The sequence below is a fragment of the Mucilaginibacter sp. SJ genome (genome assembly GCF_028993635.1).
Lineage (GTDB): Bacteria > Bacteroidota > Bacteroidia > Sphingobacteriales > Sphingobacteriaceae > Mucilaginibacter.
Window position 1 is genome coordinate 1,702,587 of sequence record NZ_CP118631.1, and the last position, 18,125, is coordinate 1,720,711.

Below are 18,125 nucleotides of genomic sequence, written 5' to 3' on the forward strand. Positions count from 1 at the left end.
TCGATAAGGCGCATTGGCTATATTATTCTCCGTAAATAAAAAAGGCATCCCGGTTAATACCGGAATGCCTCCTAAATTTAAAGCTGCTGTTTATTTTAGCTTCACAAAATAAATCCTGTTCCTGTCAACCAAATTGGTAGCAGGTAGGATTTTAGCTGCAAAACCATTTTTACTGTTATCAACAACACCAAAATCGTCATCATTTGATATAGCAAGGATATTACCGGGTAATAAAGCCAACCCTTCGGCTTTATCATGGGGGTATACCTTTGGCAAATCTTTAAGCAAATCGAGCACCAGTGTTTTGGTAACCGGGGTAATACCGGCGGCCTGCAAACCGGCTAAATCATTAAGCTCTTCAACAGTTTTTCCACTGTACAATTTACCATTGGCGCCATTGGCCGGATCGGACATATCGGTAGCATTGCTGATATCTATTTTAAATACTTTTTTGAACGTAGCGGGATCGGTAGGTGCACCTCCGAACTTACCGTCGCGTTCAATAGTTAAAAATGTATTGGCATTAACAGCTGTTATATCGCTAACGCCTGTTAATGAAGTATTATCCATAAGGTAAGCATACTGTTTTGTATTGCCCGTTGCAATATCAAAGGTAAGGATGCGCAATACAGTTGAATTAGCAACCTTTGCTTTAGATGGATTATACATTGGCGATTGCATCATGCCCACCAGTGTTTTGCCATCGGGTGTTATGGCTAACCCTTCCATACCGCGGTTAGCTTTGCGGGTGGCAAATACCGCGGGAATTTTACGGCCGCCAGTTCCGGTACCGAAAGGATTAATGCGTTCGATGGTTTTGCCGCCGGCATCAAAGTGAACAATATGCGGACCATATTCATCGCTTACCCAAAAAGTACCGTCGGCTGCCAAAACTAAACCTTCCGAATCAATACCATCAGCACTTGGAGATAACTGATTTCCGCTCAGATCAAATGGAATTTCGCCCGAAGCTCCCATTCCGGCGGGGTTTGGTAAACCATTTAATTTTCCTCCGTTAGCGTTTTTTAACTCTATGGTTTGTTCCAGTATCAGTTTATCATCCTTTAACCTGAATTTACCTATCTGCGGATCAAAATCTGGTTTACCGATGATGATGGAATTGGCCGTCTGCCCGGCCACATTTGAGCCACGGTCGGTAAGCAGGTAAAACACATCTTTCTGATTGGGATCTGCCGCCACTGCCGATCCAAAGCCGCCATTATAAACCTTTACACCGTCGGCAGTGGTGAAAAGGATAGCCGGGTTTTGCGCCTCGGCCATGTCAGGATAACTGAATGGATTTATCTTATTATCATCGTGGCAGGAAGAAAGGATCGCCGCGGATAACGCGATGACGCTAAGGAATTGTTTTTTCATTTGATAAGTGATCGATTAGTTTTACAAAGGAATCGGCCATATATAAACCTATTGTTAATTCTATAACAATAATTTAACCTACAGGTACAAATTCTATTAAATCTTAACATGTCAACAACTCAACATTTTGCAATATTTATGTTACTTACCAATATCATTTAAGATAAAACGTATTACCTCGTCCGCTTTTTCATATTTTTAACCTTATGAAACATATTTACCATTATACCTGCAACAACCTTTGGAACAAGGCAAGGCCTTTTGTTTTGGGCATGCTGCTTTGCAGCGGCATAGCTTCGGCACAATCAACTAACCCGGTTATTAACAGCATCATGACCGAAGAAACCACCAACTCTCAACTGGAAAAGCTGGCGCATGAGCTGTTTGATGGTATCGGCCCCCGTTTGGTTGGTACGCCGCAAATGAAACAGGCAAACGACTGGGCAGTTGCTAAATACAAAAGCTGGGACATCCAGGCAAAAAACGAAAAATGGGGCGAATGGCGCGGCTGGGAACGAGGGATCTCGCATATTGATATGGTATCGCCAAGGGTAAAATCCTTAGAAGGCACCCAACTGGCCTGGAGCCCGGGCATGGGTAAAAAGACCACCACTGCCGAGGTAATTATTCTGCCGGACGTGGCTGACTCAGCAGCCTTTCAACAATGGCTCCCCAATGTAAAGGGTAAATTTGTAATGATCTCCATGCTGCAGCCAACCGGCAGGCCCGATTATAACTGGCAGGAGTTTGCCCTGAAGGAATCATTTGACAAAATGAAAGCCGAACGCACCGCCCAAACCGATGCCTGGAAAAAACGCATCAGCAAAACCGGGTTTACCAATAAAACTTTGCCCATAGCATTAGAAAATGCCGGCGCGGCAGGTATCCTGACCAATAACTGGTCGGCAGGTTTTGGGGTTGATAAGATCTTTGCTGCCTATACCAAAATTGTCCCTACGGTTGATATTGCATTAGAAGATTATGGTATGCTTTACCGCTTGAGCGAATCGGGCAACAAGCCGGTGATCAGCATCCATTGTGAATCAAAAGAATTAGGCGTAGTGCCAACCTTTAATACCATTGCCGAAATCAAAGGAAGCGAAAAACCCAACGAGTATGTAATGCTGAGCGCTCACTTTGATTCGTGGGATGGCGGCACAGGCGCTACCGATAACGGTACAGGTACCCTAACCATGATGGAAGCGATGCGCCTGCTTAAAAAATTCTATCCGCATCCAAAACGTACCATACTGGTAGGCCATTGGGGCAGCGAAGAGGAAGGTCTGAACGGCTCACGTGCCTTTGTTGAAGACCATCCAGAAATTGTTAGCAATCTGCAAGCCCTGTTTAACCAGGATAACGGCACCGGCCGCGTGGTAAACCTTACCGGCCAGGGCTTTGTTGAAGCTAAGGATTATTTAAGCAGATGGCTTGCCGCTGTACCGGATACTATCAAAAACCGGATCAAAACTGTATTTCCTGGTCAGCCAGGCGGTGGCGGGTCTGATTTTGCATCGTTTGTAGCTGTTGGTGCGCCTGGCTTTTCTTTGGGTTCACTTAACTGGTCGTACGGATCATATACCTGGCACACCAACCGCGATACTTATGATAAAGTTGTTTTTGACGATCTGAAAAACAACGCCATTTTAGCTGCAATCATGGTTTACATGGCAAGTGAAGATCCACAAAAAACCGTTAATACTAAAACCGAAGGCATTAAATGGCCGGCACAGGTTAAGGCAACGCGCCGGGGCGGATTGGATAAGTAGACTGAGGATGAGATATAATAAAACGGCCTTATTTACATTCCTGTTGCTGCTCTTTAGCTTTAGTTTGCAGGCACAGGAAAACAATAAAACCAGATTTGTGCACCCTGGTATTTTAAATACCAGGGGCAGTTTGGACCTCATCAGCACACAACTAAAGGCCGGTGATACAATGCGCACCGCAGCCTACCAAAAGGTGCTGGATTTTATTAAAGATCATGAGTACCCGGCGTCGTTCCCATCCACCATCGTTGTAGGTTCAAATGGGGCTACATCACCGTCAAAAACGCAGATCAGAAAAGATTGCGAGCTGGTGTACGCCTTCGCGCTGGCCTGGGCTGCTACCGGTAACGCTGATTATGCAAAAAAGGCGATTGGCTTGCTTAACGGTTGGGCATATGCCTTCAAGGAGTATGGCTTGCTGGAAGGAAAAACCAATCCCAACCAGCCCGACCTGGAAGCGTCATGGACTACCCCAAGTTTTGTTGCTTCCGCCGAGATTATCAGATATTATAAAGTTAAGGGTAAATCTGCGGGATGGACGGCCGCTGACATTGAGCAGTTTAATAAATATCTTATCAATGTAAAGGATAATTACATCAACAAGATCCCCGATTATAAAAACAACTGGGATGCATCAGCAGGTTATGCAAAAATGGCTATTGGCGTGTTTTTAAATGACGAGACAGCTTACCGGGAGGGCTACGATCTTTTAGTAAAGGAGTTGCCCAACATCATTCAGCCAGATGGTACCCTGCCCGAGCTTTGCGTGCGTAAAGATTGCGTTCATTACCAATATTCGCTAACGGCCTATGCGTATGCTGCTGCCATCGCCAAAATAAGGGGAGATAGCAGTTTATGGGAGATCGGCAATAAAAACATCAGTCTTGGATATGATTTTATGCGGAAAGCCTACGAGCAAAAAACCGGCTGCGATTACTGCAACTTAAACAGCCGGATTTTTCCGGGAGTTGAGGTTGCCTATGGCTACTACAATACCGGTAACTTAAAATATTTAAGAGATTTACAAGCACCGCTTGGTGTCCCTATCGACAATACCTTTTTAGGTTTTACTACCTATACCCATTACAAAGTTAAGGGGCTATAAAAACAAGCCAACAAAAACGCCGCCCGAAAAAAGGCGGCGTTTTTGTTTTATGCTACCGGATGCTTCTCCAGTTCTGGCGTATATTTGCCATCACGGGCTACTGTATTAATATGGGCACGTTCATATAACAGCTTTTGTGCCTCTTCAATATTTTCATCTTTACCGCCCCATTTCTCCAAGGCAGGCTGCTGCACCGCCCTTGAATATGAAAAAGTTAATGCCCAGGGCATTTTATCTTTAAAGCGTACATGCATAGCGTTTAACCGTTCGGAGGCCAGTTCGGGAGATTGTCCGCCCGAAAGGAACGCGATACCGGGCACGGCAGCAGGCACACAGCGTAAAAAACAATTGATGGTAGCATCGGCCACCACATCAGCACTATCCTGTTGGGCAGCTTTAATACCAGGCACTATCATATTGGGCTTTAATATCATACCCTCAAAATTTACCCTTTGTTGGTATAGCTGATTAAATACGGTATGCAAAACCTCGTTGGTTACTTCGGCACAAGTTTGAAGCGAGTGATCCCCGTCCATTAAAACTTCGGGCTCCACAATAGGGACAATCCCGGCTTCCTGGCATATGGCAGCGTAGCGGGCCAACAGAAAAGCATTGGCTTTGATGCTTCCACTTGTCGGGGTATTTTCACCTATGGTTATAACGGCACGCCATTTGGCAAAACGGGCGCCCATTTTATAATATTCGGCCAGGCGCTCCGGTAAACCATCCAACCCCTCGGTTATTTTTTCGCCGGGGAAGCCGTCCATGTCCCTCGCGCTTTCATCTACCTTAATGCCGGGGATGATTCCCTTCTCCTTCAATATATCGACAAACAGCTTACCATCCGTGGTGCTTTGTTTTATGGTTTCATCAAACAAAATAGCACCGCTAATGGCTTCCTCAAGCCTCGGCGTAGTCACAATCAGCTCGCGATACTTTCGTCGGTACTCTTCCGTTTGCGGGATATTCAGTGCTTTAAAACGTTTGTTGCAGGTAGCGGTGCTTTCGTCCATTGCCAAAAGGCCTTTATTACCGGCCATCAGCTGCTTTGCGATATTTTTCAGGCTTTGCAGTTCCATAAGTCATTTGCTTGATTGTTGCTGAATAACACAAGTTAATTCATACTTGTTTTAAGCGGCAAAGGGAATATTGCAGGTTTACTTGTGGATGACTTTAGCGGGTAAATTGATGTAACGAACGGGTCGTTAATAATTGTCACACTGGCTTACAGTCCAAACCCCTCAGGTACAAAATCAAGAGAAACGGAGTTCATACAAAACCTTTTATGTGTTGGCGGCGGACCATCATCAAATATATGCCCCAGGTGCGAATCACAGCGGGCGCAGATCACCTCCGTACGCTGCATGCCGTACGAGTTATCCTCTTTATAAATTACACTGTTTTTGCGCACAGGTTCATAAAAACTTGGCCAGCCGCAATCGCTTGCAAATTTGGCATCTGAGCGAAAAAGTTTATTGCCGCATACCGCGCAGTAATAAGTGCCTTTAGTATCCTTGTTCCAGTATTTACCGGTAAACGCGCGTTCGGTTTCCTGTTCTCTTGCTGTGGCGTACAAAGCAGGCGGCAGGATCTTTTTCCACTCGGCATTTGATACATTCAAATGTTTTGTATCGGTATTGGAATAATAGGGATTGTTTTCGTGCCCCTTTATTGTCTTTACTTGCTGCGCAAACACTCCCGTTGTAAAAAACAACAGCGCTGCTATGAAATATACCGCTTTCATTATTGCTTCAGTTTATCTTTAAACACTTTTTTAAACTTCTCCAGTTCGGGCTGGATCACATATTTACAGTATGGTTGGCTGCCATTCTGGTTAAAATAGTTCTGGTGATAGTCTTCGGCCTTGTAAAAAGCTTTGTATGGAACTACCTGTGTTACGATCGGATCTTTATAGGCTTTTTCGGCGTTCAGCTTCGTGATGTAATATTGGGCCTTTTGCTTTTGCCGGGCGTTATGATAAAATATAGCCGACCGGTATTGTGTGCCTACATCATTACCCTGCCTGTTTAATTGCGTTGGGTCATGCGCCACAAAAAATGCGGCCAGCAATTCATCATAGGTAATTTTTGCTGGGTCGTAGATAATATTGCAGGCTTCTGCATGACCGGTTGTACCGGTACAAACCAACTCGTAAGATGGGTTAGCCACATGCCCGCCGGAAAATCCGGAGATTACTTTTTCAACCCCTTTTAACTGCTGAAATTTAGCTTCGGTGCACCAGAAGCACCCTGTAGCAAAAGTGGCGGTGTCTAACGCTTTTTTAGAGACAGATGCTGACACGGAGAAACAAGCCGTTAACAGTACAGCTATGAAACAAGTTATTTTTTTCATGTATAACATATAGGTTTTAATACGATGCGTATTTTATAGTAACTAACGTAAAAAACATGGTTAGCGTTGAACAAAGTTACCACTTTAATGCTTTGTGATAGTTGTTTGACAAAACACGCTGTTTTACTTTGAAAGAATAATGGAAATTTAAAACATTTTGAGATTTTGCTAATTGTATCAATATCAATTAACCAATTAAAATTTCCGTCATGAAACATGCATTCATTTTTGGGACTACCATATTTTTGTGCGAGCAAAATACGCTTACTTATAGCGATGGGCTTAGTAATATTGAGTTTTTGAGGATCCTTTCATTTTATAATGAGCAAAAGGGCAAAGTGCTTACCATCGAGGCCAATATCAACGCGCCTAACGGCGAAACTATCAGGATAAGTGCTAACGCCAATGAAAACAGCGCTAATATACGCCTTGATGTAACCAAAGGCCGTATTAAGGTATTTCAACCCGGCCATGCCGAGCCGGTGCTGGATGTTTATCAGTTCGATCCGCATGAATACGGCGGTTTATCAAGTCATGTGCTGAATGAGATCCACGCGCAGCATCCTGATCATGTATTAACCATTAAAGGAAATTTCTTTGTTGGCGGAGCCCATTTCCTGATAGAGAACGAAAAGATGTTCATAGATAATAATGGCTATGCAAACGGTGTAGTGAATGCGCATAATGGGATAATACTATCGGCTGCTGTGGCGTGAAACAGCATTGAATTTAACCGATTGTCGCCCTGGGTAGGGTTTATTTGCGCACAAATGATCGCATTGCAGATGACATTTTTTGTATCTGATAATCAGCATATTGCCGACTTGTCAATGGCAGCGATAGCACAAGATCTTCTTCGATAAGCAAAACTGCTATACAGGGCGAAGAAGATGCTTCGTTCCCACCCATGACAACTTAAAACGGGTGTCATGCTGAGCCCGTCGAAGCATGGCGGGCAGGCCTCTGCGCGCGAGTCTTCGACAGGCTCAGACTGACAGGCCATCTTTTGTCATTTCACCTTCAGAGGCCTCCGGGTTTAAACACTCAGCATCACAATCTATTAAATTCTACTCAAACACACTCTTCGCATTCTTAATAGTTTTTTCCAGATCGATGCCTTTTGCCAGTACACCCTTAAAAAGGTCGCCGGTTTCCTTAAGGCGGTCAATGGAATTAAAAATGGTAAAATCTTTCATGGTGAGGCCGGGTTTCACTTCGTCCCAATGCAGGGGCATGGAAACGGTAGCACCCGGTTTTGGTCTTAATGAATATGGGCCGGCAATGGTAGCTCCCGGACGGTTCTGCAGAAAATCAAGGTACATTTTACCATTTCGCTTGGCTACCATACGCTCCAAACTTGTATAATCGGGAATTTGTTTATGAACAATGCCCACTACGAGCCGCGCAAACATCTGTGATTGGTCATAATCATACTTAGCCCCCAGCGGGATATAAATATGCATGCCTGTTGAACCTGATGTTTTGCAGTATGCAGGCACATCTACAGCATCCAATACTTTTTTTACTTCCAAAGCGGCCGCGATCACCTGGTCGAACGTGTTTTTATCCGGATCAAGGTCGATCACGCAGTAATCAGGATTATCCGGCGATTGCACCCGGCTAAACCAGGGGTTCATTTCGATGCACCCCAGTGATGCCATCCATAGTAAATAAGATTCATCAGAGCCTACCAAATATTCTTTATGTTCCCCTTCGCTGGTGGTGTAAGGGAAAGTTTTAGTAATCCAATCGGGGGCCTTACCTTTCACATCCTTTTGGTAAAAACTTGGCCCATGAATGCCATTAGGAAACCTGTTAAGCGACATTGGCCTGTCTTTTAAATAAGGTAAGATATATTCAGCGACCTGGTAATAGTAGTTGAACATATCCCGCTTGGTTACACCATCTTCGGGCCAGTAAACTTTGCTTAGATGTGTAAATTTAAGCTCATGTCCGCAAATTTTGCGTACCTGGGTTTCATCTTTAGGATTAAGCAGGGTTTTCCGGTCAGTATTTTTCACGGGCTTAATGGCTTTAGCGTGTGTATCATTATCAGCTCCCTCGGCTTCCTCAACCGTTTCGGCGGTATGTTTCGGAGTTTCCAGTACAACATCTTTTGTTTTTTTATCGCTACGCATCCCTTTAAAAGAGGCTTGCCTGAACACTCCATCGCCGGTTACTTCGGCAAATGCCACCTCGCAAACCAATTCTGGTTTAAGCCAGGTGGGCTTAGCCCCTAAGCGCTGCGGCCTGAACCTTGATGGCTTATCCACATCAGGCTCCACCTCAAACGGACTTTTATTGGTAATAAGCGGCTTAAATTGCTCCATCATTTCTTTCTGCAGTTTATCAGAAAAGCCTGTACCCACTTTACCGGCATACTGCAGTTTGCCCTTATCATCATATAAAGCAAGTACCAACGCGCTGAACGATTTGGAGGTGCCCGCGTTTTTGGTAAAGCCGGCAATGATCACTTCCTGCCTGCGCTGCACTTTTATTTTGAGCCACTCTTTTGAGCGAAGATCGGAAGTATAAACACTGCTGGCCTTTTTGGCGATGATACCCTCCAGCCCTATTCTTTCGGCGGCGTTAAAAAATTCGATCCCGCCTGTATCAAAAACTTTGCTTTGACGAATGCGCTCGTCATTGGTGGGAAGAACCGCACTTAGAATGGCCTGGCGTTGTTTAAGGGGCAATCCCATCAGGTTTTTGCCCTCGTACCAAAGGATATCGAAAACATAATAAACCAAATTGCCATCGGCCTCGCTGCGCCAGTTTTGCAGCGCTCCAAAATCGGAGACACCTTTATCATTCAATACCAGGATCTCCCCATCAATTACAGCATTGATCTGCCAATCTTTCAGCAGTTTATTAATTGGATAATATTTATCAAAAGGAAGATTATTACGGGAAATCAGCTCCGCTCCTTTCTTGTCGATCACGGCAATGGCCCTGTAGCCATCCCATTTAACCTCATAAAGCCAATCGGGATCATCAAAAGGCTCGTCTACAAGGGTGGCCTTCATTGGCTTTATCTTAGTTGGCACTCTTGATTCAGGGGCTTTTTTTAGTAGTTGCTCAACATCAAAATCCTCCGTACCATTAGTGTCTACTTTCTTTTCCAGTTGTTCAACGGGTTCGTTTAGGACTTTTTTTTTACCTGTTTTTTCAGGCTTTTCTACATCCTCTTCATGCCCATGCTGCCAAACCTTTTCGCTGGTTTTTTCCATACTTTCAATGGTTTTGCCAGAAAGAATAGATTTATCTTTTTTGGTAATATCTTTAACCGACGCAAATTGATCATTGTGCTTAATCAGCAGCCAGCCGTTTTCGCCCATACCATGGGTTTTAACAAGGGCGTATTCACCCTCCAGCTTTTCGCCATGCAGCTTGATCTTTACCGAGCCGGCCTCGAGTTGTTTAAGCAGGTATTTTTCTTGTGCTTTTTTGCCTTTGATCTCTTCAATGGGCTCATAAGTACCCTCATCCCAAACTATAACGGTACCGCCGCCATATTCACCTTTGGGGATGAGACCTTCAAAATTCCGATAGTCAAAAGGATGATCCTCAACCATCATAGCAAGGCGCTTAACTTTAGGATCGGTTGAGGGGCCTTTGGGTATAGCCCAGCTTTTCAGCACGCCATTCATTTCAAGCCTGAAATCATAGTGTAAACGCGAGGCATCATGCTTTTGGATCACAAACATCAGGTGGTCTTTGTCCTTGCTCCTCCCCGCTTTAGGCTCACGGGTTTTGCTAAAATCGCGTTTTTCTGCATACTTTTCCAGGCTCATAGTGGTGCTATTTGTTGTTCAAAAATTTGGCTACTGCAGCGGCTGAATTTCCAACGGCACGTACCGCTGTTTTTAACCTTTCCGGGCGAACACCAAATTTGTTTGCCCAGTATTCAACCTCATAACTTTCGCTGGTATTGATGAGGCTGTTGTCAGGCAATCCGGTTTTGTTCCTGTTGTTCATGATTAGTTTTATGATTGATATATTAACAGATCGGCCAATTAAAGGTTTGATTATTAATTAATAAATTATTGTAATAAAATTTATTAATCAGCCTATTCTTACTCCCACCCGTCACTTTGTTCGGCGTAGTTTGGCATCATCATGTAAACCAGTATAGCAAGGCAGGCAAGCAATACCAGGTGGCTTACCCAGAATATAAACATTTCCATAGTTGTTTTTTTAGATACTTTAATTCGGTTTGTTGTAAAACTTATGCATACTGCGTGCCATTTATCAACCATTTAATTACCAGTAAATTACATCAATACAACTAAATTAAAATTGACTATATTTCGAGCATCGACGATTATATAACGATTATTAGTGGTAAACAACCAATCCCTTTACTGGTGTTATAAACAGTTTTTAAAATCGCATTCAGGGCAGGTTCAAACAACAAAGCCTGAGAAGTTTCGCTTCTCAGGCTTTTAGATAAAACGCGTAAAGGAATGTTACGATCAGGCTTTCATGTTTTGCCTGCCTGCCTTATGCCCTATGGTGGAATAAAAAAGGATAAACAAGTAAATAGGGATGAGTAAAATATAGGCAGATTGCGCCGAAAACTTTTCCGAAAAATAGCCGTACAGCGGGGGTAAAACAGCGCCGCCTGCAATACCCATAACCAATAATGAAGATGCTATTTTAGTAAAGCGGCCTAAACCGGCCAATGCCAGCGGCCATATAGCAGGCCACATTAACGAATTAGCCAAACCAAGCAATGCAATACAAAATACCGATGCATAGCCGTGGGTTAACAATGTTGCTATGGTTAAAATGATACCCAAAATTGCCGAAGCTACCAACGCTTTTTGTTGTGTGATCAGTTTCGGGATACAGAAAACACCAACCAGGTAACCAACAATCATGGAGATCAAAGTACATGATGTAAAAAATTTAGCTGTTGATAATGGGATATGCTGAGAAGTGCCGTAAAGTGAAATTGAATCGCCTGCGATAACTTCGGCACCTACATAAACAAACAGGGTTGCTACGCCAAGCATCAAATGCGGAAACTGTACAATACTTGTTTTATTGGTATTTGCGGCAGCTACGGTTTCGTCTTCATGCTCGGTGTTGATCTCGGGTAATGACGAGAAATAAATAAGGATGGCCAGCAAAATCAAAACTACCACCATGATGCTGTAAGGCATAATCACCCTTGATGCCAGCTCATTTAACTCCAGTGCTTTTTCTGTTGCACTCAAAGTTTTAAGCTTTTCGGTTATCGAATCAATATTGGCAAGTACCACTGTACCCAAAATAACAGGTGCTAAAGCGCCGGCAATCTTGTTACAAATCCCCATGATACTGATCCGGCGAGCAGCAGTTTCGGCAGGCCCCAAAATAGTGATATAGGGGTTTGAAGCAGTTTGCAACACAGTTAGTCCGGTGCCTTGAACAAACAGGCCTATTAAAAATACCCCGTAAGTACGGGTCATTGCAGCGGGGATAAATATCAATGCGCCTATGGCCATTACAAACAAGCCTATGGCCATCCCGTTTTTAAATCCAAACTTTTTGATGGTTTTCCCGGCGGGAATACCCATAACAACGTAAGCAATATAAAAAGCTGTGGTTACAAAATAAGCTTCCTTGGTACTTAGCTCACACGCTATCTTTAAGTAAGGAATAAGCGTTCCGTTCATCCAGGTTACAAAACCAAAAATGAAAAATAAAGCGCCGATAATTACAATGGGGTTTATCGCTGATCTTTTTACCGGCGATTCGATTACTGAACTTGTTGCCTGGGCCATAGTGTGTTATTTTAATTAGAGGTATTTTACTTTAAATGAATTTTATCGTACCAAAAAACTGTGACAAATGAAAATCAGGCACCGGGCTATCTATGTTGCTCCAGCTTATAAAATGCGGTTCGGGCAGGTCATCGCCGCATTTAAAAAAGTTTGCCCGGCTAATAATCCCATTCAATGTTTTAATATCGTGATAAAAAAAAACATCAAAAGGTATCAATAATGTTAACTCCCATGTATTAAAACCTGCCGGATCCCGGGCCCAATTGATATTGCTTAACGACTTTATGCCACTCACTTTATCATCAGGTATAGCCACCCTCCCGTTACGGTCTTTACCAAAGCCAACCAATGCGGTTCCAAGGGCATTAAATTCCAGGTTGTAGTAACTGTCATCCTTGCCAAAACCTGTAAAAAACTCTACACAACTATCTTTATAAACCGGATCATTTACTGTTTTGTAAGTTGCCTGTGTATACTGCTCCCCGACAAAATATTTTAGAGCGATACCATTTTCGGTATGGCCTATTGAAAAATTAACTGATGGAAAATACCCGGAATCACTCCATAAAAGATTATCGATAGCGTACTTTTTTCCTTTTTCGAGCAAAACCGATAGCTCATCAAGGTTATTTTCATTGTAACTACCCGGAATAAAAGGGGCGTAAACTTCCTTCACTGTTATTTTATAAAATGTTTAGTTTCAATTTACTAAAAGCGCATCCCATATCAATGATTCATGCAGAATTAATACGCTAATGTTAATTTTTCTACCAAAATAAACAAAAAGTTTATAAATTATTTAATAATCTCTATTTACTTATTAAAAAAATATAAAAACTTTTCAATCCTTGTACTTACCGGAGAACCACCTGCAATTTCTCTTTCAGTTCTGCTTAATAATTAGCTACCTTGTACTAACCAATTTGTTATGAAAAGAAAAACTTTCATTCAATTAAGTACTACCTTGATGGCGTCTCCCTTATTATCATCATTCGAATCATTCGCGCAACAACCCCGCCTGCAAAACTGGTCGGGCAACTTAACTTACAGCACGGACAATGTATTTTATCCAAAATCGGTTGAAGAAGTTCAGCAACTCCTTAAAAAGCATGATAAAATAAAAGCCCTGGGCACAAGGCATTGCTTTAATACCATTGCCGATAGTAAAGATAACCTGCTCTCCACACGCAACCTGAACAAAGTGGTATCCATCGACAAGCAAAATCATACGGTTACGGTTGAAGGAGGTATAAAATACGGCGAGCTTGCCCCGCATCTCGATAAAGAGGGCTTTGCGCTGCATAACCTTGCCTCGTTGCCCCATATATCAGTAGCAGGCTCAATTACAACGGCAACACATGGCTCGGGCGTAAAAAATGGCAATCTTTCAAGCGCGGTGGTCGGCTTAGAGATTGTCAAGGCCGATGGCAGTATTGTTCACCTTTCAAAAACCAAAGATGGAGCTAAGCTGAATGCCGCAGTGGTTGGGCTTGGGGCATTGGGTGTAATCACCAAAGTTACGCTACAAATACAACCAACTTATATGATGAAGCAACATGTATTTACCGGCTTGCCTATGAGCGAACTAAAGCAGCATTTTGAAAAAATTGTTTCTGCCGGCTATAGTGTTAGCCTTTTTACCGACTGGCAAAGCGACCATATTAATGAGATTTGGATCAAAAGCCGGATAGGTACCGATAAAGACGAAAACCTGAAGGAATTTTACGGAGCAAAAGCAGCTACAAAGAACCTGCACCCAATTATAGGGCTCTCTGCCGAAAACTGCACCGAGCAAATGGGCGTTCCGGGGCCATGGTATGAGCGGTTGCCGCATTTTAAAATGGGCTTTACACCAAGCAGCGGCAAAGAACTGCAATCAGAGTTTTTTGTGCCTTTTGATCATGCTGTTGAAGCTATTGAAGCTGTGGCACGATTAGGGAACCAAATTGGCCCGCACCTCTTTATTACCGAGATCCGCACCATTGCCGCTGATGACCTGTGGATGAGCCCTACGCACAATCAGAAATCGGTGGCTATCCATTTTACCTGGAAACAGGAAACAGAAGCTGTATTGAAATTGCTCCCTCAAATTGAACGGGAGCTTTCTCCGTTTAAAGCAAGACCGCACTGGGGTAAAATCTTTACTATCCCTGCTAAAACATTAGCGGTACGTTATGAAAAGATGGATGCTTTTAAAGCTCTGGCAGCCGAATACGATCCGCATGGAAAATTCAGGAACCGATTTTTAGCCCACGAACTTTACAACTATTGAAATGAGTGAGCTAAGGCTGCTGTGAATTGAAAAATTAATTTATTAGCTTTTAGCCCTACGCATTTTGCTTTAAGCTCAAAAAAGCTTATGGCTGCTGCCTGCGCGGGCGTTTTGCCCTTACCGGGGCTGCTGCCTCCTGCTGCTCATAACGGTTATTTTCGCGCGGAAAGCGGGGCTTGTTGTAACCTTGTGGCTTTACTTTGTTAAAACCCGGCTTAGGTTTTGAAAATTGCTGTTTTTGTTGCGGCTGGTGCTTTTGTTCTGCTATCCTCACGCTTATCTCACGCTCATCGATAGTAGCACCATTCATAGCGTCGATCGCACGTTGAGCGCCTGCCTCATCAGTCATTTCTAAAAAACCATAACCTTTACTAATGCCGCTGTCTTTATCGGTAATTATCCGCACGGTGCTTACCGTGCCATAAGCACTGAACAGTTCAACAAGTTCAATTTCTTCCATGTCCCGCGGAAAACCCACGATAAAAAGCTTAATCATACTCTACCAGGTAATTGCAATAGGTAACCAGTCAGCAAATATAGTGCACAAAAATGGTTTAGCCTATTGCCCGACCCTCTGTTAAAGGCTTATTTACAAAAAAAGCGTTCCGGATCTCATCCCGGAATGCTTTTTCACACTAATTGTGCAGTAAATTGTATTGGATTATTCCCATTCAAACCTCTTTAGCATCCGAATTATTATTTTAACTCATAATCAATCAGTTACTTTTTATTTAGCAGCTTAAACTGCTCACATATCCGCAAGCCTTATCGTGCTATTCACAGGATCGAGATTGTATGGGTACCGGTTAACAATTTACTGCTTGATTTTCTTTTATCAATGCTCTTAAAGCCAGACATTACCATTTAACTGGTGAAATTTGCTGATAAATTTACCCATAGTTCCCCAATAATGTAATGCCTGGTTAAAACTTATTAAACACCGCTTAATTATTTTGCCTTACGAATATAAAGACTGCCGAAGGTGGTTTTCATCAATAATTCGGGGCCGCCACCAGCTATTTTCCCGTAAACCCAATCCTCCATTTTCAGGCTGTACATCCCCTTTTCACCGCTATTTTTTGTAACAACCGGTTTGCGTTGCTCGGTTACCACATCAAAGTCGGTAAATATATCCCCCTGATCTGATTTTAACTTTACATTGGCCTTAAGGCTTGCCGGGAACGTAACATCAACCTTACCGTTGAGCGTTGAAAATGCCATGGCCGCTTTTGCATCAATGCTTTTAAAGGTGACCTCAACATTGCCATTAACCGTATTGGCCACAACGGATCCTGATATATTATTTAGTTTGATATAGCCGTTAACATTCCGTATTTCCAGGTCGCCGCTCAGATTGCTGGCATTGATATTACCATTATTTACTGTCGATAATTTAACACTGGTACTGTTCATTGGTACCTTAATAGTAAGATTGGTTGTTTTCATGGCGCTGCCATGAACGTTTACCTGGTTATTGTTTTCCTGGGCCTGCACATCGAGGTTGCTCCCGGCCGATAAACGCCTCATTCCGCCCGGCGCCGGTTCCTTTTCACGGTGTTTTCTTTCTTCGCCCTGGGCATCAATAACAATATCCTTACCCTCATATCCTGTTATGGTTATTGAACCATTAATCAGTCCCACTTCCAGTTTATATGGCTTTCCCGGATCACTTAACGGCACAACTAACTGCCCTTTTTCCCCGTCCTGCGCCCAAAGCCTCGCGCTCAGCAGTACAGCTAATATTAATGTTCCTGTAAATCTTATCGTTTTCATGTTGTTATTTTTTTATTGTTGTTTTTTGATATAAATATTGCCGTTAAGTGTTTCAAACTTAAATAGCTTTCCGCCTGCCCCTATCCGTACGCCATTATTTTTACTAAGCTTGTAAGTAGTACCGCTGCCGCTTTTTGATTCGGTTTTACTTACTCTTGTAGGCAAAATCTCAGCATCCGGAAAATCGGTATAAAACTGTCCGTTCATACTTTTAAATTCAAGATCAGCTGCCAGGTTAGCCGGGTAAGTTACTTCAAGCTTACCATTAAGCGTATAATAGCTTGAAGCATCGGGTGGCACCGAGAGGTAAGTTACATTAAGCGGCCCGTTAATGGTATGTGCACTGGTTGTACCTTTGGCATTGGCAATGGTTATGCCGCCGTTTACATTGTTTACTTTTAATGCCCCATATACATCTTTAACTTCAACATTACCATCGTTTACGGTTGATACGCACAGGTTTATGCCATAGGGCACTTTAACAATATACTCTAATTTTACCGTATAGTCTATATGATGACGATCCTCTCGGTTCCAGTTGCGGCGCGGGCGGGTATCATAGGGTTCGGCCGTGTAAGCGATAATACTATCAGCCTTTTGATCAAATCCCAGTTTTACTTCTTTTTTACCGGTTTCAACATCACCGGCGCTTTTGCCCCGGATGGTTTCATCTACCTCAATTGATACCTGGCTGCCTGAATATCCCTGCACGGTTATAGAGCCCCAAATGTTGTAAATGGCCAGCGTAGTGCCCGAAGCCGCTCCCTGCAAAGTAAATTGCTTACTGATATGCTCTTTATAGTCCTGGGCATGGACCGAAATTTGGGCAAGGCAAAGCCCCAGACCTGCTAAAACAGGCATTAATGATCTTTTCATGATTTGGTTTATTTTAAATAAGTTGGGTTATTGTTTGTTTGATTTTATCGCGAACGCCATGATCAAGGTCTTTTTGTTTCAACAGTTCTTTAAATGATTTTACTGATCGCTTTTCCTGCAGTTTCAGCATGACATCGGCAATGGCCAGTTGCATCAGCGGCGAATCCTGCTCAACTATTGACTTGATGAGGCCTTCCCTTACCTCCGGATGCCCTGTAAGGTGTGTAAGCGCATCAAGCGTACTCAGGCGTACATTTACATTTGGATCATTATTCAGCGTAGCCAATAAAGCATCTATCACCTGCTTATCGGCATGCTTGATCTCGCTGGTATAGCTTACCCCCCTGATCCGTTCAGAGGCTGATGGATTTTCAAGCAGGGCAAGCATCATGGTTTGTTTAAGCTCGTGTACCTGTGAGCTTAGGGCTTTCAATTGTTTATCCTGGTCATCACTTTTGCTTTTACCAAAAAACAGGTAGCCTGCCCCCACTAAAATAACAACCATTGCCAGGTTATAGGCCATTGGCCAGCGTGGCTGCCACTCCCAAATCCGGCTTACCTGGTATTTAATATCAGCCCACAAACTCCTCTGCTCTTTTACCGACTCTTTGTAGGTATCCAGCATAGCATAAAACTTCACCCCCATATTGGCCGATGGTTCGGGCGTTTCGATATGGCCCATTGTATCCCACATTTGCTGAAGTCCCTGTAACTCTTCACGGCAATTGGCGCAGCCTGCAATATGGCGCTCCAAAGCCCCATTTTCTTCAGGACTTAACTCTTTGTTTATCCAACCGGTAAACAGTTCCTCATATAGCTCACATTTCATC

Annotated in this window: 16 protein-coding genes; 4 read left to right on the forward strand and 12 right to left on the reverse strand. The window is 43.3% G+C overall.

Going from position 1 to position 18,125, the window contains the following annotated elements; all coding sequences use genetic code 11:
* Positions 1-90: 90 nt before the first annotated feature.
* Entirely contained in the window at positions 91-1,377 is a 1,287-nt protein-coding gene (locus MusilaSJ_RS06705) for an esterase-like activity of phytase family protein (RefSeq protein WP_274989267.1), read from the reverse strand.
* Between the two features lie 206 nt (positions 1,378-1,583).
* Here MusilaSJ_RS06705 and MusilaSJ_RS06710 point away from each other — a divergent pair, with 206 nt between their 5' ends.
* Both MusilaSJ_RS06710 and MusilaSJ_RS06715 read left to right on the forward strand, forming a co-directional pair.
* Positions 1,584-3,146 (forward strand): M20/M25/M40 family metallo-hydrolase, encoded by a 1,563-nt coding sequence (locus tag MusilaSJ_RS06710; RefSeq protein ID WP_274989268.1) that lies wholly within the window; start codon positions 1,584-1,586, stop codon positions 3,144-3,146.
* Positions 3,147-3,153: 7 nt separating this feature from the next.
* Entirely contained in the window at positions 3,154-4,251 is a 1,098-nt protein-coding gene (locus tag MusilaSJ_RS06715) for an alginate lyase family protein (RefSeq protein ID WP_274989269.1), read from the forward strand.
* Between the two features lie 47 nt (positions 4,252-4,298).
* Here MusilaSJ_RS06715 and MusilaSJ_RS06720 read toward each other — a convergent pair whose 3' ends face one another.
* From MusilaSJ_RS06720 to msrA, 3 genes are all read right to left on the reverse strand, one after another.
* Positions 4,299-5,330 (reverse strand): class I fructose-bisphosphate aldolase, encoded by a 1,032-nt coding sequence (locus tag MusilaSJ_RS06720; protein ID WP_274989270.1) that lies wholly within the window; start codon positions 5,328-5,330, stop codon positions 4,299-4,301.
* A gap of 146 nt (positions 5,331-5,476) precedes the next feature.
* A complete protein-coding gene (gene msrB, locus MusilaSJ_RS06725; protein ID WP_274989271.1) occupies positions 5,477-5,995 on the reverse strand; it encodes a peptide-methionine (R)-S-oxide reductase MsrB in 519 nt (172 codons plus the stop codon).
* Positions 5,995-6,603 carry a peptide-methionine (S)-S-oxide reductase MsrA gene (msrA, locus tag MusilaSJ_RS06730; RefSeq protein ID WP_274989272.1) on the reverse strand — a complete coding sequence of 203 codons (609 nt, stop codon included), beginning with the start codon at positions 6,601-6,603 and terminating at the stop codon, positions 5,995-5,997. Before msrA ends, msrB begins: the two co-directional genes overlap by 1 nt.
* A gap of 209 nt (positions 6,604-6,812) precedes the next feature.
* Here msrA and MusilaSJ_RS06735 point away from each other — a divergent pair, with 209 nt between their 5' ends.
* Positions 6,813-7,319 (forward strand): hypothetical protein, encoded by a 507-nt coding sequence (locus tag MusilaSJ_RS06735; protein WP_274989273.1) that lies wholly within the window; start codon positions 6,813-6,815, stop codon positions 7,317-7,319.
* Positions 7,320-7,670: 351 nt separating this feature from the next.
* On the opposite strand, the gene ligD is transcribed toward MusilaSJ_RS06735, so the two are convergent.
* The 4 genes from ligD to MusilaSJ_RS06755 form a co-directional block, all read right to left on the reverse strand.
* Positions 7,671-10,397, reverse strand: a complete 2,727-nt coding sequence (gene ligD, locus MusilaSJ_RS06740; protein WP_274989274.1) for a DNA ligase D — start codon at positions 10,395-10,397, stop codon at positions 7,671-7,673.
* 7 nt (positions 10,398-10,404) lie between these two features.
* Positions 10,405-10,581 (reverse strand): DUF3606 domain-containing protein, encoded by a 177-nt coding sequence (locus MusilaSJ_RS06745; protein ID WP_274989275.1) that lies wholly within the window; start codon positions 10,579-10,581, stop codon positions 10,405-10,407.
* A 497-nt stretch (positions 10,582-11,078) separates the two neighbouring features.
* Positions 11,079-12,374: a sugar MFS transporter gene (locus MusilaSJ_RS06750; RefSeq protein ID WP_274989276.1), complete on the reverse strand. Its 1,296-nt coding sequence runs from the start codon at positions 12,372-12,374 to the stop codon at positions 11,079-11,081.
* A 31-nt stretch (positions 12,375-12,405) separates the two neighbouring features.
* Positions 12,406-13,050, reverse strand: coding sequence for a carbohydrate-binding family 9-like protein (locus MusilaSJ_RS06755; RefSeq protein ID WP_274989277.1), 645 nt, complete (start codon positions 13,048-13,050; stop codon positions 12,406-12,408).
* A gap of 252 nt (positions 13,051-13,302) precedes the next feature.
* On the opposite strand from MusilaSJ_RS06755, the gene MusilaSJ_RS06760 reads away from it, so the two are divergent.
* Complete coding sequence (locus tag MusilaSJ_RS06760) at positions 13,303-14,646, forward strand: FAD-binding protein (RefSeq protein ID WP_274989278.1); 1,344 nt, start codon at positions 13,303-13,305, stop codon at positions 14,644-14,646.
* A gap of 85 nt (positions 14,647-14,731) precedes the next feature.
* Here MusilaSJ_RS06760 and MusilaSJ_RS06765 read toward each other — a convergent pair whose 3' ends face one another.
* From MusilaSJ_RS06765 to MusilaSJ_RS06780, 4 genes are all read right to left on the reverse strand, one after another.
* Complete coding sequence (locus tag MusilaSJ_RS06765; protein ID WP_091175364.1) at positions 14,732-15,142, reverse strand: RNA recognition motif domain-containing protein; 411 nt, start codon at positions 15,140-15,142, stop codon at positions 14,732-14,734.
* 452 nt (positions 15,143-15,594) lie between these two features.
* On the reverse strand, positions 15,595-16,419 hold the full coding sequence (locus MusilaSJ_RS06770; RefSeq protein ID WP_274989279.1) for a DUF4097 family beta strand repeat-containing protein: 825 nt from the start codon (positions 16,417-16,419) through the stop codon (positions 15,595-15,597).
* Between the two features lie 12 nt (positions 16,420-16,431).
* Entirely contained in the window at positions 16,432-17,295 is an 864-nt protein-coding gene (locus MusilaSJ_RS06775; RefSeq protein ID WP_274989280.1) for a DUF4097 family beta strand repeat-containing protein, read from the reverse strand.
* 13 nt (positions 17,296-17,308) lie between these two features.
* Complete coding sequence (locus MusilaSJ_RS06780; protein ID WP_274989281.1) at positions 17,309-18,124, reverse strand: zf-HC2 domain-containing protein; 816 nt, start codon at positions 18,122-18,124, stop codon at positions 17,309-17,311.
* Between the last annotated feature and the right edge of the window lies 1 nt (position 18,125).

What these genes read in the sequence shown, in the direction of transcription:
- MusilaSJ_RS06705 (WP_274989267.1), bottom strand. Translation starts at nt 1,377, where the DNA reads ATGAAAAAACAATTCCTTAGCGTCATCGCGTTATCCGCGGCGATCCTT.
- MusilaSJ_RS06710 (WP_274989268.1), top strand. Translation starts at nt 1,584, where the DNA reads ATGAAACATATTTACCATTATACCTGCAACAACCTTTGGAACAAGGCA.
- MusilaSJ_RS06715 (WP_274989269.1), top strand. Translation starts at nt 3,154, where the DNA reads ATGAGATATAATAAAACGGCCTTATTTACATTCCTGTTGCTGCTCTTT.
- MusilaSJ_RS06720 (WP_274989270.1), bottom strand. Translation starts at nt 5,330, where the DNA reads ATGGAACTGCAAAGCCTGAAAAATATCGCAAAGCAGCTGATGGCCGGT.
- msrB (WP_274989271.1), bottom strand. Translation starts at nt 5,995, where the DNA reads ATGAAAGCGGTATATTTCATAGCAGCGCTGTTGTTTTTTACAACGGGA.
- msrA (WP_274989272.1), bottom strand. Translation starts at nt 6,603, where the DNA reads ATGAAAAAAATAACTTGTTTCATAGCTGTACTGTTAACGGCTTGTTTC.
- MusilaSJ_RS06735 (WP_274989273.1), top strand. Translation starts at nt 6,813, where the DNA reads ATGAAACATGCATTCATTTTTGGGACTACCATATTTTTGTGCGAGCAA.
- ligD (WP_274989274.1), bottom strand. Translation starts at nt 10,397, where the DNA reads ATGAGCCTGGAAAAGTATGCAGAAAAACGCGATTTTAGCAAAACCCGT.
- MusilaSJ_RS06745 (WP_274989275.1), bottom strand. Translation starts at nt 10,581, where the DNA reads ATGAACAACAGGAACAAAACCGGATTGCCTGACAACAGCCTCATCAAT.
- MusilaSJ_RS06750 (WP_274989276.1), bottom strand. Translation starts at nt 12,374, where the DNA reads ATGGCCCAGGCAACAAGTTCAGTAATCGAATCGCCGGTAAAAAGATCA.
- MusilaSJ_RS06760 (WP_274989278.1), top strand. Translation starts at nt 13,303, where the DNA reads ATGAAAAGAAAAACTTTCATTCAATTAAGTACTACCTTGATGGCGTCT.
- MusilaSJ_RS06765 (WP_091175364.1), bottom strand. Translation starts at nt 15,142, where the DNA reads ATGATTAAGCTTTTTATCGTGGGTTTTCCGCGGGACATGGAAGAAATT.
- MusilaSJ_RS06770 (WP_274989279.1), bottom strand. Translation starts at nt 16,419, where the DNA reads ATGAAAACGATAAGATTTACAGGAACATTAATATTAGCTGTACTGCTG.
- MusilaSJ_RS06775 (WP_274989280.1), bottom strand. Translation starts at nt 17,295, where the DNA reads ATGAAAAGATCATTAATGCCTGTTTTAGCAGGTCTGGGGCTTTGCCTT.
- MusilaSJ_RS06780 (WP_274989281.1), bottom strand. Translation starts at nt 18,124, where the DNA reads ATGAAATGTGAGCTATATGAGGAACTGTTTACCGGTTGGATAAACAAA.